The following is a 17,769-nucleotide window of genomic DNA, read 5'->3' as shown; positions in this document are numbered from 1 at the left end:
TGATATGGAAAGAGGGTATACACAAGCAGTCAAGAGTCTCGTTGTAGAGGACTTTCTTCCTCTTGTCGATTTGGCTTGGGCGGAAGATATGCCGGAAGGTGACATCACGACAGAAAGTTTGTTCCACCAGGGAGAGACAGCGGAAGCAACTCTCCTTGCAAAGGACAGTGGCGTGTTGTGTGGAACGCAGGTGATCCTTGCTTTGCTAAAGAAAGCTGGGGGACAAGTTTCCTACGAAGCATGGAAAGAGGATGGAGCCATCCTCAGCCCTGGAATGGAGATCGGAAAATTATCCGGATCTCTTCAACTTATCCTTAAAATGGAGAGAACCTTACTCAATTTCATTCAATACCTTTCAGGAATTGCCACAAATGCGCATAAGGTGGTAAAACAATACCCTAATCTAATCATCCTTGATACCCGAAAAACTTTACCTGCCTACCGTAAATTAGCAAAGTATGCAGTTTATACCGGCGGTGCTTGGAACCATCGATTGAATTTATCTGATATGGCAATGCTAAAAGATAATCATATTGCGAAGGCAGGTTCCATTGGAGAGGCTGTTCGGCTTGTGCGTGAGAAATACCCCGACAAAAAAATTGAATTGGAAATCGATGGCCTAGCTCAACTCAAAGATGCATTAGAAGCGGACCCGGATATTATCTTACTGGATAATTTCTCAATAGAAGATACGAAAGTTGCGGTAGAGACAATTCGAAAGCAAAAACCAAGTATTTTCATTGAATGTTCTGGAGGAATTACTCCAGAAAAACTCCAAGAACTTTCGAGCCTCAACCAAATCGGTGTTAGTATGGGTTATCTCACCCATACTGTAAAATTTTTAGATATCAGTTTGGAGATTCATTGATGGGTCTCTACCAAGACATTCAATCTGAGGAAGAATTATTCCAAGCAATCGAAAAGAGACTAGGCTCGGAAAAAGTAAATTTAGTCAAAAAAGCCTATGACGTCGCCTATAGGATGCATGATGGCCAAAAGCGATTATCTGGTGAGCCATATATCATCCATCCAATGAATGTAGCATCTGTATTAGATGATCTTGGTTTGGATGAACGTGCAATTGCGGCAGGTCTTCTTCACGATGTTGTAGAAGACACCAATTACAGCAAAGATGATATGGCTAAGGAATTTGGAGATGACATTGCTGCCCTTGTAGAAGGTGTAACAAAAATTTCTGAAATTAAATCCCAATCAAAAGAGTCAGAGGCAGCTGAAAATATCCGAAAGATGTTGTTAGCTACAATAAAAGACGTCCGTGTGATGCTCATAAAATTAGCAGATAAAACACACAATGTCCGAACTCTCAAGTTTCAACCTGTAGAAAAACAAAGAAGGATTGCGAAAGAAGTCTTATCTTTATATGCACCCATTGCTGGTAGGTTAGGAGTATATAAGGTAAAGTTCGAGTTAGAAGATTTAGCATTCCAGTCTCTACACCCAGAAGAATACCAAGAAATCAAAAAGAGAGTCTCTGCCAAAAAATCTGAAAGAGATGAATATATAGAAAAGATAAAAATCATCTTAAAACAGAGATTAGCTGAAATTAATATTGATGCAAAGATTGAAGGTAGGGCAAAACATTTTTACTCTATTTATCGCAAGATGGTAACAAAAGAAAAATCCTTTTCGGAAATTTTCGATTTAAGAGCAGTACGTATCATTACAAATGAAATTAAGGACTGTTATGGCGTCCTAGGTATTGTCCATACACTTTGGACTCCCATACCCGGACGTTTTAAAGACTATATAGCGACGCCAAAGACCAATTTATATCAATCACTCCATACAACAGTCTTCGGCCCAGATGGAAAGCCAATGGAGGTTCAAATTCGCACGAAAGAAATGAATGCCATTGCAGAGAATGGGATCGCTGCACATTGGGCATATAAAGAATCCACAACCTTATCCAAAACAAATATCTCTCTACAAAATGGAATCGAAAACGCATTCAAACTCAAATGGTTAGAAGTATTGAAATCATGGCAGGATCCAAATTTAGATTCCAAAGAGTTTTTAGAAGAGCTGCAATACGATCTACACGAAGATGAGGTATTTGTTTTTACTCCGAAAGGAGAGATTATGGAAATGCAGAAAGGTGCAACGGTATTAGACTATGCCTTTCGTATCCATACAGATGTCGGTCTACATGCTAAGGGTGGAAAAGTCAATGGTCGGATGGTAACTTTAAGGACAGAGTTAAAATCGGGTGACCAAGTTGAGATTGTGACAGATAAAAATACAAAACCTTCTCCGATTTGGATACGTATTGTCAAAACTGCTTCGGCCAGGCAAAAGCTTAGACAATATTTTCGAAAGCTCCAAGAAGAATCTCAAAAAGATACAATGGTTACCGTTTCAGATCCTCAATCTGTAATTGATGAGAATGCCATCAAAGAGATCAAAAGGGCAAAGGTAAAAAAGCCTTACAAGAGTAATACGGCAAAAAAAGATTCAAAAGAATATGGTATTTCGGTCGCTGGTTGGACAGATGTGCCCGTTCGCATTGCCTCTTGTTGTACTCCGATTCCTGGTGATGAGATCATTGGTTTTATTACAAGAGGTCGTGGTGTCAGCGTACACAAAAAAGACTGCGAAACCGCAAATAAACAAGTGGAATGGATGAAAACCATACCTGTACGGTGGGAAGGTCCTGGTGAACCGATACCCGTACAAATTGAAGTCCGCGCTCGGGATGTGCAAGGGATCTATCTTTCCATGGTTGAGTGCATTTCGTCCACTGAAACCAACATTTTAGAAGCAGGTGCAAGTTCGCACTCGAATGGAACCCTTACCGCAAAATTTATGTTAGAAGTCGAACATCTTGATCAACTGAAGGAAATTTTAGAAAATTTACGATTCATCAATGGTGTCATTTTTGCAGAAAGGGTTAAAAAATGAACCATTGTGCTTCTTTTGCTTCTAAATAAAAGTACAGTCCCTCTTTTTCGGAAGTAGGTCGAGGAAAGGAAGAACCACTGATCAAATCCTTTAGTTCCGCCTTAGGAAAGTTTTCACCTGTTAAAAAAATCCGGCCGGACATCGGGTACTGCATCAAATTTAAAATGATGAGCTCCTTTCTATTCGGTTCGCAGGTCAAGAGATAGGGCAGAATTTCTCCGTCCGTATACAGATAGTATTCTGGAATTTCCCGATGAGGGTGCTTTCTGTTCTGCATATTTGAGAATATTCGATCATAAAAAGACCTGATTGGTTTTTTGGTTTCTTCTAAATCTCTATTTCCGAGTTGAACAGGAAGTTTTTTTTCAAATCCGTTCACTTGGTCTTGGTAGTATAAAATTATTCCTGGCAAGAAACACAAAAGTGAAAAGTAAAATAATGACTGGTCTTGGAAAACCTTCATCGCTCGGTCCTCATCATGATTTTCCAGGAATCGAATGGATTTGTTTTGGTAGTTTTGATCGGCAGTAAGGTGAGCTTTGATGGCGAAGGCATCGCCATTCACAAATCGATCATAGAGAGTTTTATCATATGTTGCATCAAAGCCTAATGATTGTAATTCGTATTCGCGGTTCCAATATGCCTCTGCATAAAATTTAAAATTTGGGTATTTTGATTTTATAGTTTTTATGAGTGGACCCCAATAAGGAAGAGCGCGTTTGCCATGAGTAGATGCAAAAACATCCTCAAGCGGAAGCATAGCCATATCACACCGAACACCATCAGCAAATTGAGCAATGTAGAGAAGAATATCAATGTGAAAGGAAAGAGTTTCTTCATTGGAAAAATCCCATTGGATCGTGTCCGTCCAAGCATCGAAGTAAGGATCTCTACCATGTGCATACCGAGTTCCTTGGAAAATGAAGGAGTTTTGGTTTGCGATTTCAGTTTGTAAAAAAAGATGCGGTTTATTGGTAAGATAACTGGTATCAACAGACATATGGTTGGGTACAAAGTCGAGGATGAGAGATTTACCTCTTCTTTTCATTATCTCTCTAAGTTCTCCTAGCTCCTGTTCTGAGGTGAGAAGAGGATTGGGTTTATATTCATATATCGCATAGGGTGAGGCCAAAATGTCTTTTTCCGAAAGATGCTCTTTACTCTTTTTGAATTCTTCTTGGAGATCGGGGTGCTTTGCCGCGATATTGTGGGAGGCAGGGCTCTGTTCCCAAATGCCCATCCACCAAATCTCATTGGCTGCCTTTACCTCTTCCGATTCCCAAAATATCTCTGGTATTGTGCTGAGGCGGCAGGAATTTTCTAAGCAAAAAATCCTTGAGTTGATCTCGTATAAAAGAGTTTGATGGAAGGGATCTTTCATTTTGTCGGAAGACTCTAGCAAAGGAATTTAAATGCGCAAGTTACTTTTTTTTATCTTCTTACTTTCAGTTGTTTCCCTCTCTTCCTGCCAAGATTCGGACTCGAACTTTGATACCTTAAATCCAGTCGTCGATGAGGCATGGACAGGCAATCCGAATTCAATACCGGATGCATTGCGAAAGCCAAACCCATTGGCAAGTCCAGAAGCAAAAAAAGGGGGAAGGATTCGCTTTTATTCGCATCAATTTCCTAAGTCCTTAAATTATTATCTGGACCAGTTTACGACTACCGCGCGTATCTTTACATCTCTCTTTGAACCTCTTACCGACTTTGATCCTGTTACATTAGAAACGATTCCATACCTAGCGAAATCATGGAAGATTTCTTCTGATAAAAGAGAGTTTACATTTACGCTAGATGAAAATGCAAAATGGTCAGATGGTAAGCCCGTCACCTCAGATGACATCCTCTTTACCTATGACACCATCATGAATCCTAAAAATGCAACTGCTGTTTTTCGAATCTTTCTTTCTCGATTTGAAAGACCCAAGAAAATAGATGCTTCTACATTTGTTTTTTATGCAAAAGAAGTTCATTGGAATAACTTCAATGAATTGGCATCAAGTCTGTATATTTTACCAAAACACCATTTTGAAGGAAAAGATTTTAATAAAGAAAATTTTGAATTCCCAGTTGTATCAGGCCCTTATAAGATTTTGGAATGGAAAAAATCTCGTTACATAAAACTAGAGCGTAGATCGGATTGGTGGCAAAGAGCATATCCATTCAATAAAGGAAAGTTTAACTTTGATCAGGTGATTTATAAAGTTTTTAACGAGGAAGCCGTTGCTTTACAGGCTTTCAAAAAAGGAGATATGGATCTATATCCCGTGTATACTGCGCACGTCTGGAAAGAAGAAGCAACTGGAGAAGCATTTGATAAAAATTGGATCGCCAAACAACGTATCTTTAACTTAAAACCAGTCGGTTTTCAGGGTTGGGCGATGAATATGCGTAGAGAAATATTTTCCGACCGAAGGGTAAGGGAAGCAATTGCACATTTAGTTGATCGAAAGACAATGATTGAAAAACTCGCTTATGGTGAGTATGAGGCAACCAATAGTTATTACCCGGACTATTATTTTGGAAATTCGTTAAATCCAAACAAAGTTGTAGACTTCAATGTGGAAAAAGCTCGCGCATTGCTGAAAGAGGCAGGTTGGAAACCGAATGCAAAAGGCCAATTGGAAAAAGATGGGAAGATATTTACGTTTACCATTTTGGATAGGGACAAAAAGACCGAAAAATATTTCACCGTTTTCCTGGAGAGAGCCAAGGAATTAGGGATCACTGCAAATATTGATACATTGGACTTGGCTGCTTGGAGCGCAAAAGTAGACAAATATGATTTTGATATGACTTGGGCAGCCTGGGGCTCTGGAATTTTCAAAGACCCAGAGGCACAGTGGCATTCAAAATACGCCGATGAGGAAGGCCAGCCAAATTTGCCTGGCTTCAAATCTGCTGCCGTTGACCAGCTTATAGAAAAGCAAAAAACAGAATTCAATTTAGAAAAGCGTAATCAAATTGTAAAAGAGATTGATCGTCTGGTTTATAAGGAATACCCATATGTTCTCCTTTGGCATCTTAACAACACACGGTTGTTATACTGGAGAAAATTTGGTCAACCCAAGTTGCCATTAGGTGTATATGGTGATGAAAGAATGGCTATAGAATTTTGGTGGTATGATGAAGCGATGGACTCCTCGCTAAAAAAAGCTCTCGATTCAAAGACTTCTTTATCAGAGTATCCGAAAGTACTCCCGTGGGGGAAGTAGATGCAAAGTCCTGAGGAAAAACCATCTCGAATCCAGCAGATTCGGGACAAAGTTTCCTCTCTATGGTCTTCAACCCAAAGCAAGATACCTCAGTTTTTGGACTTATTAGAAAAAGGACTAGATAAGGAACTATTCTTTGACCCAGATAAGGATGATGCAAATCCGCCTATCCCAATGGAGGATTTGCCCGTTGATGAAGTCTTACGGCAATCGGGTCCTTTTCGAAAGTTCTATGAATGGGCATTTCCTGTTTCTCATGTTTTTCGAATCACGCATCGGTACCATAGAGAATATCTAGATAATTTTTTGCCTCTTAGTAACCAAGATTATATTGGTAGAGGTTCTTATAAATTTGTTTATAAATTACCATGGAACCAAGTGGTAAAGATAGGAAAATCTAAGTTACCTTCTGATTCACTTTTTGGAAGTTTATATAAAGAGGTAGGGAAAGATCTAAATCGATATTTGAAGAAAGAAGAAATTGCGCTGAAAGACTTTCTGCAATCTAAAACAATGTTTGATGGCAAGAAAGATGAAATAGAATTTAAATTTCGGCGATTGGGTTTAGAGCGCTTACATTATTGGAAGCTAAAGTCACTACTTAAAGAGCTTGTGATTCCGACTCGATTTTTTATGGGAATCAAAGTGAGAAATACACCTTGGAAAGTTCCCTCAGTCAGTCTCACTCCTTGTGACCAACAACCTTTATTGGCTGGAAAACACTTGAAGGAGTTCACGGTAAAAAATGAAAAAATCAACCAGGGTGTAATCTTGGATAAGTTTTTTCCTCGTTGGAAATTAAATTTTAATTCGCATCGATTTGGCTTGGTTTCGAAATCCCAACTACGTAAGATAGCTGTCGATTTCAATCGAGTCATCGAAGCTACAAAGTTTTTAGCCAATGAAGAAGGTCTTATTTTTGATGTTCATTCGGAGAACATTATTATTACGCTTCCTGATTTTGAATTGAAGATCTTTGATTTTCATTTGTTTGATGATTTTTTGTACGAACCCTCTGAAGAAAATCCAACTCCAGAAATGGATCACATAAACCTTATCAATGAATTCATTCGTTCTTTTGAGTTAGACAAATGATCTTTCAAAAATGGATTTTTCCTATATTTGGATGTATAGGTATATCGATCGGACTCTATGAGGCAGTAAAACTTGCTTGGGTCTGCGATGATGCCTTTATCAGTTTTGTGTATGCCAAAAATCTCTCTTCTGGGAATGGCCTTGTTTTTAATTACGGTGAAAGAGTAGAGGGCTTTTCAAATCTGCTGTGGACTTTAGTTCTTTCCGCATTTTCTTTTGTTGGTCTTTCTTTACCAATCAGCTCTGTCTCTCTTGGTATCTTATCCTATTTAGCACTTATGCTATTCTTTTTAAGGCAAGAAAGCCGTTTGTTACGAGAGTTTCCTTTACCAATTTTTGTTTTGCATCTTTGCTTTTTCTATCATGGTTGGATCTTTGCAAGTTCGGGGCTGGAAACAATGGCATATACACTCGCGGTGAGCATTGGCTTGTATGGTTTTTGGAAACAAACTAGCAGTGAAAGTGAATTGATCTCGCCTAAATTTTCACATGGAACCCACATTGCTTTCGTAATTGCCTCTTTTTTACGCCCAGATGGTATCCTTTTTCTTTCTGTATTCATGGGTTATCGTTTGTTCCAAAAGAAATTTAAAGATTTATATTATTTGATTCCCATTATTTTTTTGTTTAGCTTTCGGATTTTATATTTCCAGTCCCTTCTTCCAAATACATATTATGCAAAAGTACATTCTGAATCTTATCTAAGCCAAGGAGTTTGGTATTTACTCTACCTATTTCGAGCCTATCCATTATACACTTTGGTTTTTGGATTTTCTTTAATTCGCTTAGTGTTTTGGATTTGCCAATTTTCCAGACAATTCTTTTTCGCAGTGAGTCTAGTTTTGTACATTCTGTATGTTTTATATATTGGTGGAGATTTTATGGCTTTGAGATTTTGGATGCCAATATTTCCAATTTTGTCTTGGATCAGTTATACGGAGTATTTAAGGTTCATCTCCGTTTACATGCAAGGCCATGCTTATCAAACAGGCTTTGCAAACTTTCTCTATTCGATGCGAGCCTATTTGTTATTTCTTTTTCTGGTTTCTTCAGCGATTTATTCAAATCCAATAGTTGAGACAAAACCATTTTGGCATGAGATCGGAGAGGAACGGATGTTTTATGGTAAAGGTCTTTTATCTGACGATGGCTATGATTCACAATCTATGACTGGGATGAGGGTTGCATTTTTTGGAGCCCAGGCGCATTTCGTTTACTATTTTGAACCCAGCTATGCTTGGGAAGCGGAAACCGGTTTGACAGACAAAGCGCTGGCTAGTCGTTCTAAAAAGAGAGAAGGACGTGTTGGCCACCAAAACTTAGGGGATTTGCAAACGATTCGAGAGAAAAAAATTCACTTGGTTATGGACAACCGATATCCAGAAGCAAATTTGCCAAAAATTGAATATAAATTTCGGGAGAATATCCTTCGTTTTTATGTTAATCTCTATGATCCCAAGCTATTTGATTCATTATGCCAAAGAACACTTTGGAATTGTGCGAGTCTCTATGATCGTATGCAGAGAGAAAGTCTATTGCCTGGGAGAGAACATCAATTTTAAATTGGTGGCAAGAACATGAAAATAGTATCCAAAGTAGAGTATGGAACCGTACATTGTGTCAGTTTAGGCAAAGAAGAATGGAACTTACAAAGTCTGGATCAAAAAATCCCCAAAAGTGACGAGGATTGGTTCAATGCCACAAAACAAATTGTTTCTTCGAGTATGAATGTAGATAGTAACAAGATCCATACTTTGAAACAGACTCATGGAAATCAATTTTACGAGATAGACTCAAAGTGGTTAAAAAGCAGTGAAGGAATCTATGAAGGGGATGCCCTTTGGACGAGCCGTAGAGATGAACTTCTCGTTGTCAGAACTGCTGACTGTGTGCCTGTATTTCTTTGGAATGAAAAAGAACCCTTAGTTGCAATGATACATTCCGGTTGGAAAGGTACAAAACTAAAGATCACCAATCAATTGATAGGCGAAATCCTTTCGAAAGGTTATAAAGAAGAAGATTTGGTCATATGTTTAGGGCCTTCGATAGGAAAGCAAAACTATATAGTTCAAGAAGACGTATACCAATACTTTTCACATTATGGTGAAGAGGTCATTGAAGCTAGCAGTGGAGGGTATCTGTTGAGCGTGGCTACTGCCATAGCAGTGAGCTTGGAGAAAGACTTCCCGCAAATTAAAATACTCCGACATGATGAGGAAGTGTTTCGTTCGGCTCGTTATTTTAGCCACAGAGCCAAAGAAGAGGGAAGAAATATGAATCTTATATTTTGGGGATCTTGATAATCACTTCTTTGATTTTTTCCAAGACTTTTTCCCTTTTGATTGGTTTGATCATATAGTCCATCGCTCCGTTTTCTACTAGTGACTTGACCACCGTAGGTGTATTTTCTTCAGAGATGAACATGATACGTGGCAGGATACCCATTTCTTTAATTTCCCAAAAAGCAGCATAACCATCTACTTCAGGTAGAAATATTTCCATGGTGATCAAATCCACCTGTTGTTTGAACTCTTTGTACAATTTAATGAGTTCCTTTCCTGTCTCAGCGACTCCTAAAATCTTAAATCCTTCTGATTCGAGTATTTGCTGTAACTGTTTTGCTTGAAATTTTGAATTTTCAGCTATGATGATGTTATACGGTCTTCCTGTTGGAGACATTCCTGCTTGCATGTTCTCTCTCCTAAATTAAATTGCGCCCATGATTTCCGCACCGATTTCTTTGGTGCCAAGGACTGTGCTACCAGATTCAGCAATGTCCCTAGTGCGAAGGCCTTTTTTGAGCACCATGCGGATCGCGTTCTCGATTTTTTTGGCTTCCTCTTCAAGACCAAAAGAATATCGCAACAATAGAGCTCCCGATAAAATCTGAGCAATAGGATTTGCGACTCCTTTTCCTGCTATATCAGGAGCGGAACCACCAGAAGGCTCATACAATCCAAAACCAGATTCGTTGATAGAGGCTGAAGGCAGCATCCCAATAGAACCTGTTATGATTGATGCTTCATCAGAGAGTATATCTCCAAACATATTTTCACAAAGCATTACATCAAATTGTTTTGGATTCACAATCAACTGCATGGCTGCGTTGTCTACGTAAAGATGTTCAAGTTTACAATCGCTGAACTCTGCTTTATGCAATTGTACGACTACCTCTCTCCAGAGTACAGAAGTCGTTAATACATTTGCTTTATCAATGCTTGTTACTTTTTTATTTCTATGTCTTGCAGCTTCAAAGGCTTTGCGTGCAATGCGTTCTATTTCACGGCGTGAATACTTCATCGTATCATATGCAAATTCTTCTTGGCCAGAACCTTCTCTTCCCTTGGGTTTTCCAAAATAGATGCCTGAAGTGAGTTCTCTGAGGATTAGCACATCCAATCCATCTCCGATGATATCTGCTCGGATGGGGGATGCATTCTTCAATTCAGAATAAATAATGGCCGGTCGTAAGTTTGCGAACAAATCAAAATGTTTGCGCAGAGGTAAGAGTGCACCTCTTTCCGGCTGTGTCTCAGGAGGTAAACTCTCCCATTTAGGGCCACCTACTGATCCAAAGAAAATGGCCTTTGATTCTTCGCATAACTTCAAAGTTTCTTTTGGAAGGGGAGAGCCGGTTGCATCAATGGCAGCTCCACCGACTAAAGCTTGTTCAAATGAAAAATTTGCCGCCTTGGAACCCAATGCTTTCTGTACGACGGGGATGGCAACATCCATCACTTCTGGGCCGATTCCGTCTCCTGCTAATACTGCGATACGATTCATGTGTTTCCTTTTATTACAGATTCTAAAATATCCAATCCCTCTGTGGCTCTTTCTAGAGAGATATTTAACGGTGGCATGATACGAATGACTGTGTTGGCTGTACTATTCACTACTAGTCCTTTTCGTAAACACTCTTCCACAATAGGTCTAGATGGCAAAGTAAGTTCTAAACCAATATGCAAACCTCTTCCTCTCACATCTTTTACAATGGGATAAAGCTGTTTCATAGCACCCAATCGTTGGAAAAAGAGCGTACTTAAGGTCTCTACCGATTCTAAAATATTTCGAGACAGTATGAGACGAAAGGTTTCATAAGCAACGGCACAAGCTAGGTGGTTACCACCAAAGGTGGATCCATGCATACCCTTTCCCAAAAGATCTGCGTATTCATCAGCTATGACAAGTGCACCTATCGGAAAACCAGATCCTAAACCCTTTGCCAATGTGAACGCATCCGGAGGAAATCCATAGTGTTCAAAGCAAAATAATTTACCAGTACGCCCCATACCTGTTTGGATTTCATCAAAAACTAAAAGTGAGTTTGTTTCTTCGGTCAGCTTTCTTGCTAAATTGACAAAGGATTGGCTCAGGGGGATGATACCACCTTCACCGATAATGAGCTCCATGATGAGACCAGAAACTCTCTCCCCATACTTTTCAAACATTGTAACCAGTGAATCTTCGTCGTTTGGCTTAATAAAGTAAACGTCCGGAACTAGATCACCGAATCCATCGCGAATGGAGCTGTTGCCAGTCATACTCATAGACCCAGTAGAACGTCCATGGAAACTACCTTCTAAGGCAAAGATGACAGGATGTTCTAAATTTTTAGAAAGTCCATGTCTTCTCATCAATTTAAAGGCAGCTTCATTTGCCTCCGTTCCAGAGTTACAAATAAATACTTTCCCAGGAGCACTATTTTCAATGATCACTTCAGCTAACTTTGCTTGTTCATGCGAATAGTAAAGATTGCTACTATGCATGATCTTGTCTGCTTGCAGGCGGATTGCTTCAATGATATCCGCTTCTCCATGACCTAAATTTGTGACGGCAATTCCCGATTGAAAATCGATATAAGCCTTATTATCCGAATCGAATAATAATTCACCAACACCATAAGAAAAGCTTACAGGATATCGATTGTAATTGCCCAATAGATACTTGTCTGTGAGTTGTTTGGTTTCATCCAATTTTGATTTTACATCTTCATTCATTTTAGGCCTGCTAGTTGAAGAAATTCAGATTCTGCCTCTTTTATTTCGAGAGCTAGAGTTTCCCAAAGGCTTGGAATCTCTGTTTGTGTTTTGGGATGAACCATTGACCGAAAAGAGGAGTATATCTTTACCTTTGGCTCGGTTCCTGAAGGTCGAATGGTTAATTTTGCATTTCCACTTAGCTCCAATTGAATGACGTTTGACTTTGGCATTTTTTGAAAGGCAGAGGATTTTCCTTTGCCCTTGGCTATTTGTTCTCCAAAATCTAAAACAGACTCTACTTTACGTTTGCCAATGGATAAACCGAGGAGATCCTTTTTTCGTAGGGATTCAATGGATGCTTTTATCTTTGCCTGACCTGAACTACCTTCCAGGGTAAGAGAATATAAGCTTTCTCTATACAAGCCGTACTTCAGGTAAATCTCATTCAGATAGTTAAGTAAGTCGTTTTTTTCTGCAAGGATTTCTAAGAAGAGAAGGGCACTGGAAAGAGAGTCCTTATCTCTTACAAACGGAACAGGAAGATAGCCATAAGACTCCTCGCCACCAAATAGAAATTTGTCCGTTTTCTTTTTGTCAATGGCTTTCATCTCTTCAGCAATGTATTTAAAACCAGTAAGTACATTTTTAATGTACACTTTGTTCTTTTTGGCTATGGACTCTTGCAAATCTGTAGTAACTATAGTTTTCACAAGGAAGTGTCTATTTTTGGACTTCAGGTTCGAGACTTTTTCACAAAGGTAAGCAGCCATTATGGAGCCGATCTGGTTACCATTTAAATATTCATACTCACCATCGGATTTTCGAATTCCTACACCCAAACGATCTGCATCTGGATCCGTTGCTATGAATATGGATGCCTTTTTTTTCTTTGCAAAACTTTCTGAAAGAACAAGTGCCTCTTTCTCCTCTGGATTGGGATACTTAACAGTGGGGAATTCACCATTAGGTTTTGATTGTTCAGGAACCAAAAATACAGAATTGTATCCAAACTTGTTTAGCATTGCTTTCATTGATTCTCCACCTGTTCCGTGTAAGGGGGAGTAGACAATTTTCAGATTTTTTCTGTCTGATGGTTTTGCTTTGGAGTTAAGTTTCGCTTTTTTTAAGTCTTTTAAATAGGATTCAAAACACTCTTTCCCTACAAAGCTAACTTGTTTTTTATAGATCGGATCTGCTTTTTTTAGGAAAGGTATTTCATTCCAATCTAAAATGCTTTCAATATTGGAAATGATTTGTTTGTCGTCGGGAGGTACAAGCTGACCTCCATCGCTTAAATATGCCTTAAAACCATTGTATTCTGGAGGGTTATGAGATGCTGTGATGACGACACCACCATCTGCCTTAAAGTATCGTACCGCATACGAAAGGAGCGGGGTTGGTGTCACTTTGGGAAAGATTTTTACGAGTAAACCGTGTTTTGCGGCGATACCAGCTGTTATCTCTGCAAATTCTTGGGAACGCCTTCTTGAGTCATAGGCGATGACAAGTTTTGCTTTTTTGTTTTTTTTGATAAGGTGGCGAACAAAACCCAAGGCGGCTCGACCAACTGTGTATTCATTTAAAAGCCCAATCCCATTCCCGAGCTTTCCCCTGATCCCGCCAGTTCCAAATTCTAGAGGAAGGGAATATGCATCCGTCAATCGACCTGTCTCACCCTTCCGAAACGCTTCGAGGGCAGTTTTTGCTTCTTCCTGGATTTCTTTGGAAAAAGGAGATTTCGTCCAAGCGAGAATGTAATCTTCTGGTTTCAACATAGCTTCCTTACTATCTTGTAGAATGTTTGTATCTGGAAATTAAAAATTGGAACCGAGAGAATTTTTCATAGAAGACCGATTGGAGACATACCGAAATCGATCCACTGCCAATTTAGGTGAAAGTGGTTACCATGCCTTTTCTTTGGGCGAGGTTCTTTCCATGGCTGGGATTTCCCAAGAAGAATGGATGCAGATTCCAATGTATGATTCCCCCAACCAAGGGTCTTGGGAACTCAGAAAGGAAATCGCAAAACTCTACCCTGGCACCGCTCCCGAGAATGTCCTGGTGACTACGGGGACGAGTGAAGCTCTCTATTTGGCTTTCCATCTCCTCATCCAGAAAGGGGATGCTGTTGCCTACTACCACCCTGCCTTCCAAGCACTCTACGAAATTCCAAAGATGTTGGGAGCAAGGCTTTTACCGATCTCAACTTCACCTGAAGGGATCCAGTCAGAAGACTGGGAAACCATTCAGGCTGACCTGTATGTGATCAACCACCCGCACAACCCGACAGGGTTCGAATTTGCGAAGGCAGATCGTCCAAAGTTAGTCCAACAATTGAAAACGAAAAATAAACCTGTGTTATTTGATGAGCACTATCGTTTTCTCGATCGGTATGACCCAGATGGTTGGACCGGAGTTTCCATAAACGATCGGTTTTTTGGAACCGGATCTTTTACCAAGTGTTTTGGAGTGACTGGCCTAAGGATTGGCTGGCTTGTTGCTGATGAGTCCTTTGTAAAACGCGCTCGTTCCTTCAAAGACTACCTCACCCATACCGTTTCCCCCATCGCCGAAAGGATAGCTCTTGGGCTTTTAGAACGAAGAGATGCATTTTTGCCAAAGATTCGTAGTGAGGTCTTTGGAAATGTAACCTATTTGGAAAAACATTGGAGGGAGCTACCAGGGATTGACTCGTATTCGGATCTGCAAGGTGGTTTAGTAACTTGGCTTAGACTCAAACCCGGCATTCTTTCTGAAGAGTATGCGGATTTACTCTGGAAACGAACGGGAGTTTTTGTATTGCCTGGAAAGAATTTTGAAAGAGAAGGTTTTATCCGATTGGGCTTTGGAGAGAGGCAAAGCTTATTCCAAAAAGGAGTCGATCAGTGGATCCAAAGTTCAATCTATCTCTCTTAAAAACTTCTTTTGCCTTATTCCCTGGCATTGGTCCCGAATTGGAAAAAAAGATTTGGGAATATGGAATCGCTGATTGGGATGATTTTTTGCATTTTACACCTAACCAAGATCATGCTTGGTGGAAGTGGGCTTTCCCAGATTTACAGGAGATCAAACAAGCGATCCCTATTTGGAAAAAAGCATACCAAAAAAAGGACGCGCAATTTTTTTCCCAAAATCTTCCCTATAGAGATCTTTGGAAGGTTTGGGAAATATCTCCAGAAAAGTTTTGTTTTTTAGATATTGAGACCACTGGTATAGAATTTAACTCTCATGTAACAGTTGTTTCTTTGTACCAAGCTGGTGAAATGAAAACCTACCAAAGGGGCAAAAATTTGGAATACCTCCTTGATGGCATCCAATCAGATACAATTCTTGTTTCTTACAATGGAAAGAGATTTGATGTCCCTTTCCTTGAGAAAGAGTTCCACCAGAAAATACCAAATGTTCACTTAGATTTGATGAATGTCTTACACGATATGGGTATAAAAGGAGGCCTTAAGAAATCGGAAGAGATTTTGGGACTCGTACGCGCAGAGGAAATTGCAAAGATTGACGGAAAAGTAGCACCCATCCTTTGGAAGGACTACCAAGAAAATGACAATCTATCCAGTTTACAACTGTTGGTTGCCTACAACCAAGAAGACACCATCAATTTGAAATATATTTTAGAAGAAGTTTATCGGCGCAAGGTGGAAGAATTCACCAACCTATATATAGAACCGGAAGAATGGTAGGCCCTAAAATCGCCTGCGATCTCGACTGTTCAAGACCGCAGGCAAAGTAGGCTAAATGGAAGGCTGAATTTTAGCACCCTTCATTTATGGATGATGCGTTCATCCATATGTGGTACATCGGTTTTTCGTAGAAAGAAATTGACTGAGTGGAAATAAATATTTAATGCGGTCCGTACATGTACTCGCGGAGAATATGCATCTCTTTTTGGGTTCTCGTCAATTTTGTCTTCACAATGTCGCCGATGGAAATCAAACCGACAATTTTTTCGCCATCGAGAACCGGCATGTGTCGGAATCTCTTCGAGATCATTGTATTGAGGATGTCGTCGATTTCATCATTGGGACCGGCGACTGTCAGCTGAGTCGTCATGACTTCCTTTAGCTTTAAACTTGGAATGGCTTCATATTGCTGGGCCACAATCCTCATCAAGTCTCGCTCCGTGAAGATACCAGCCAATTTTCCCTCAAAGGTCACAATCACAGAACCGATTTTTGCCTCCGCCATCATCTTTGCGGCTTGCAGCACCGTGTGACTTTCATCGATGGAGAGAATGGAACTGGCTTTGTCTTTTAAGATTTCTTGGACTGACATGGTAGGGTCTGGTTTCCCATTTTTTTCCCATCAATGCAAGAAATTTTTTGTAAGGCGAGGTTCTAGTAGGGGAAGAGATCGTGCCTCTCCCAAGAGGCTCTTGACAGGAATCCGCTCCAAATTAGTCTGCTAAGGACAATAATTAGCGCTGTTCGTTATGAAAGCCAATTAAGGATCTTAAATGCCTACATCTACTGCCACTCTGGCACGGCCAAAACTGAAACGGGGAGAGAACCTGAAACCAAGGACACTTTCCGGCATCCGAAGTATCATCCCTAAGGACCTCTTTTTACCCAATCCGGGGAAGGCCTTTTCTCGGCTAGCACTGGCTGTCTTCTTGCATGCTGCCGCCGTACTCTTTGGTCTCGTTAGCTTTTCTTTTGGCATTCCCTATCTGTATCCTCTGGTATGGGTTTGTTTGAGTTTTACGATCACTTCCCTCTTCGTCATTGGACATGATTGTGCCCATGGCTCTTTTCTCCGGCAACAAACACTCAACCACTGGATTGGGCAATTTTGCTTTCTATTTTCTCTTTATCCCTTCTACGCCTGGAAATTTAGCCATAATTCCCACCATGCCCACACAAATGAACGAAAACCCAACGGAACAAATGTCTATTTCGACAATGCTTGGCTGCCCTTTACGGTAGAGGAATATCGTTTGCTGAAAAAATCATCTCCTGTCCGAGCTTTTCTTTACAAAGCGACTCGCTACTTTCCACCATTAGGATCATTCTTGCATAATATAGTTTTCCATGCCTTCCCCTCAAAATTCACGAAGGAGCATCGAACATCTGTTTACTTCTCATATGTGTTCTTGGGCATCGGGCTATTTTTGTACTCGGCCTTTTTGTTTTTCTTAACCGGCGACATTCGCATCCTAGTGCATATCGTCCTGATCCCGGCTCTAGGATTCCAATTTTGGATGAGTTATTATACCTATCTGCACCATACCACTACTGATATCGATATCTATGAACCAGAAGCCTGGAATCCCTATCTAGGCCAGATCGTTTCTACATACAATGTGGTCCATCCCAAGTGGCTTTCCTTTTTGCACTTTCATATTGATATCCATACACCGCACCATCTTTCCACAGCCATCCCTTCTTATCACTTACCTGCGGCTTGGGATGCTTTGAAACAGTCGGAGTATTCTAAGGATTTGAAAGAAGGGAGGGTGAGTTTGCGTTTTTACCTGCACCAAATATTGCATTGCCATCTATGGGATGTGGAAGCAAACGTTTACAGATCATTTGGAGAGGTGGATTGAA

General features: G+C 40.1%; 15 protein-coding genes. 9 read left to right on the top strand and 6 right to left on the bottom strand.

Annotation, left to right across the window (positions count from 1 at the left end):
• Window positions 1–4 precede the first annotated feature (4 nt).
• Window positions 5–868 carry a carboxylating nicotinate-nucleotide diphosphorylase gene (gene nadC / locus DI060_RS06315; protein ID WP_108974869.1) on the top strand — a complete coding sequence of 288 codons (864 nt, stop codon included), beginning with the start codon at window positions 5–7 and terminating at the stop codon, window positions 866–868.
• A complete protein-coding gene (locus DI060_RS06310; RefSeq protein WP_108974867.1) occupies window positions 868–2,919 on the top strand; it encodes a RelA/SpoT family protein in 2,052 nt (683 codons plus the stop codon). The genes nadC and DI060_RS06310 overlap by 1 nt, the downstream gene beginning before the upstream one ends.
• On the opposite strand, the gene DI060_RS06305 is transcribed toward DI060_RS06310, so the two are convergent.
• Window positions 2,909–4,300: an alpha-amylase family protein gene (locus DI060_RS06305; protein WP_135355007.1), complete on the bottom strand. Its 1,392-nt coding sequence runs from the start codon at window positions 4,298–4,300 to the stop codon at window positions 2,909–2,911. The two genes, DI060_RS06310 and DI060_RS06305, sit on opposite strands and share 11 nt — an antisense overlap.
• Window positions 4,301–4,331: 31 nt before the next feature.
• Here DI060_RS06305 and DI060_RS06300 point away from each other — a divergent pair, with 31 nt between their 5' ends.
• From DI060_RS06300 to DI060_RS06285, 4 genes are read left to right on the top strand one after another with little or no spacing between them, the layout of a single operon-like run.
• On the top strand, window positions 4,332–6,137 hold the full coding sequence (locus DI060_RS06300) for an extracellular solute-binding protein (protein WP_108974863.1): 1,806 nt from the start codon (window positions 4,332–4,334) through the stop codon (window positions 6,135–6,137).
• A complete protein-coding gene (locus DI060_RS06295; protein WP_108974861.1) occupies window positions 6,138–7,232 on the top strand; it encodes a hypothetical protein in 1,095 nt (364 codons plus the stop codon).
• A complete protein-coding gene (locus tag DI060_RS06290) occupies window positions 7,229–8,794 on the top strand; it encodes a hypothetical protein (RefSeq protein WP_108974859.1) in 1,566 nt (521 codons plus the stop codon). Before DI060_RS06295 ends, DI060_RS06290 begins: the two co-directional genes overlap by 4 nt.
• A gap of 15 nt (window positions 8,795–8,809) precedes the next feature.
• Window positions 8,810–9,532, top strand: a complete 723-nt coding sequence (locus tag DI060_RS06285) for a purine nucleoside phosphorylase YfiH/LACC1 family protein (protein WP_108974857.1) — start codon at window positions 8,810–8,812, stop codon at window positions 9,530–9,532.
• Here DI060_RS06285 and DI060_RS06280 read toward each other — a convergent pair.
• From DI060_RS06280 to DI060_RS06265, 4 genes are read right to left on the bottom strand one after another with little or no spacing between them, the layout of a single operon-like run.
• Window positions 9,513–9,923 (bottom strand): response regulator, encoded by a 411-nt coding sequence (locus DI060_RS06280; protein ID WP_108974855.1) that lies wholly within the window; start codon window positions 9,921–9,923, stop codon window positions 9,513–9,515. The two genes, DI060_RS06285 and DI060_RS06280, sit on opposite strands and share 20 nt — an antisense overlap.
• A gap of 15 nt (window positions 9,924–9,938) precedes the next feature.
• On the bottom strand, window positions 9,939–11,015 hold the full coding sequence (gene leuB, locus DI060_RS06275) for a 3-isopropylmalate dehydrogenase (RefSeq protein WP_108974852.1): 1,077 nt from the start codon (window positions 11,013–11,015) through the stop codon (window positions 9,939–9,941).
• The gene (locus DI060_RS06270; protein ID WP_108974850.1) at window positions 11,012–12,229 is read right to left on the bottom strand and encodes an aspartate aminotransferase family protein; all 1,218 of its coding nucleotides are present in this window, start codon (window positions 12,227–12,229) and stop codon (window positions 11,012–11,014) included. The genes leuB and DI060_RS06270 overlap by 4 nt, the downstream gene beginning before the upstream one ends.
• A complete protein-coding gene (locus DI060_RS06265; protein WP_108974848.1) occupies window positions 12,226–13,986 on the bottom strand; it encodes a phospho-sugar mutase in 1,761 nt (586 codons plus the stop codon). The genes DI060_RS06270 and DI060_RS06265 overlap by 4 nt, the downstream gene beginning before the upstream one ends.
• A 46-nt stretch (window positions 13,987–14,032) precedes the next feature.
• Here DI060_RS06265 and DI060_RS06260 point away from each other — a divergent pair, with 46 nt between their 5' ends.
• Window positions 14,033–15,127, top strand: a complete 1,095-nt coding sequence (locus DI060_RS06260) for a pyridoxal phosphate-dependent aminotransferase (RefSeq protein ID WP_108974846.1) — start codon at window positions 14,033–14,035, stop codon at window positions 15,125–15,127.
• Window positions 15,097–15,903 (top strand): ribonuclease H-like domain-containing protein, encoded by an 807-nt coding sequence (locus tag DI060_RS06255; protein WP_108974844.1) that lies wholly within the window; start codon window positions 15,097–15,099, stop codon window positions 15,901–15,903. The genes DI060_RS06260 and DI060_RS06255 overlap by 31 nt, the downstream gene beginning before the upstream one ends.
• A gap of 160 nt (window positions 15,904–16,063) precedes the next feature.
• Here the strand turns inward: DI060_RS06255 and DI060_RS06250 are convergent, their stop codons facing one another.
• A complete protein-coding gene (locus DI060_RS06250) occupies window positions 16,064–16,495 on the bottom strand; it encodes a CBS domain-containing protein (protein ID WP_108974842.1) in 432 nt (143 codons plus the stop codon).
• Window positions 16,496–16,676: 181 nt separating this feature from the next.
• Here DI060_RS06250 and DI060_RS06245 point away from each other — a divergent pair, with 181 nt between their 5' ends.
• Window positions 16,677–17,768: a fatty acid desaturase gene (locus tag DI060_RS06245; protein ID WP_108974840.1), complete on the top strand. Its 1,092-nt coding sequence runs from the start codon at window positions 16,677–16,679 to the stop codon at window positions 17,766–17,768.
• Window position 17,769: the final 1 nt, after the last annotated feature.

This window comes from Leptospira ryugenii (assembly GCF_003114855.1).
Taxonomy (GTDB): domain Bacteria; phylum Spirochaetota; class Leptospiria; order Leptospirales; family Leptospiraceae; genus Leptospira_A; species Leptospira_A ryugenii.
Note: the sequence above shows the minus strand (reverse complement) of the source record. Positions and strands in the feature narration are given on the sequence as shown.

Coding starts and splice junctions, on each gene's coding strand:
- nadC (WP_108974869.1), top strand. CDS start 5: ATGGAAAGAGGGTATACACAAGCAGTCAAGAGTCTCGTTGTAGAGGAC.
- DI060_RS06310 (WP_108974867.1), top strand. CDS start 868: ATGGGTCTCTACCAAGACATTCAATCTGAGGAAGAATTATTCCAAGCA.
- DI060_RS06305 (WP_135355007.1), bottom strand. CDS start 4,300: ATGAAAGATCCCTTCCATCAAACTCTTTTATACGAGATCAACTCAAGG.
- DI060_RS06300 (WP_108974863.1), top strand. CDS start 4,332: ATGCGCAAGTTACTTTTTTTTATCTTCTTACTTTCAGTTGTTTCCCTC.
- DI060_RS06295 (WP_108974861.1), top strand. CDS start 6,138: ATGCAAAGTCCTGAGGAAAAACCATCTCGAATCCAGCAGATTCGGGAC.
- DI060_RS06290 (WP_108974859.1), top strand. CDS start 7,229: ATGATCTTTCAAAAATGGATTTTTCCTATATTTGGATGTATAGGTATA.
- DI060_RS06285 (WP_108974857.1), top strand. CDS start 8,810: ATGAAAATAGTATCCAAAGTAGAGTATGGAACCGTACATTGTGTCAGT.
- DI060_RS06280 (WP_108974855.1), bottom strand. CDS start 9,923: ATGCAAGCAGGAATGTCTCCAACAGGAAGACCGTATAACATCATCATA.
- leuB (WP_108974852.1), bottom strand. CDS start 11,015: ATGAATCGTATCGCAGTATTAGCAGGAGACGGAATCGGCCCAGAAGTG.
- DI060_RS06270 (WP_108974850.1), bottom strand. CDS start 12,229: ATGAATGAAGATGTAAAATCAAAATTGGATGAAACCAAACAACTCACA.
- DI060_RS06265 (WP_108974848.1), bottom strand. CDS start 13,986: ATGTTGAAACCAGAAGATTACATTCTCGCTTGGACGAAATCTCCTTTT.
- DI060_RS06250 (WP_108974842.1), bottom strand. CDS start 16,495: ATGTCAGTCCAAGAAATCTTAAAAGACAAAGCCAGTTCCATTCTCTCC.
- DI060_RS06245 (WP_108974840.1), top strand. CDS start 16,677: ATGCCTACATCTACTGCCACTCTGGCACGGCCAAAACTGAAACGGGGA.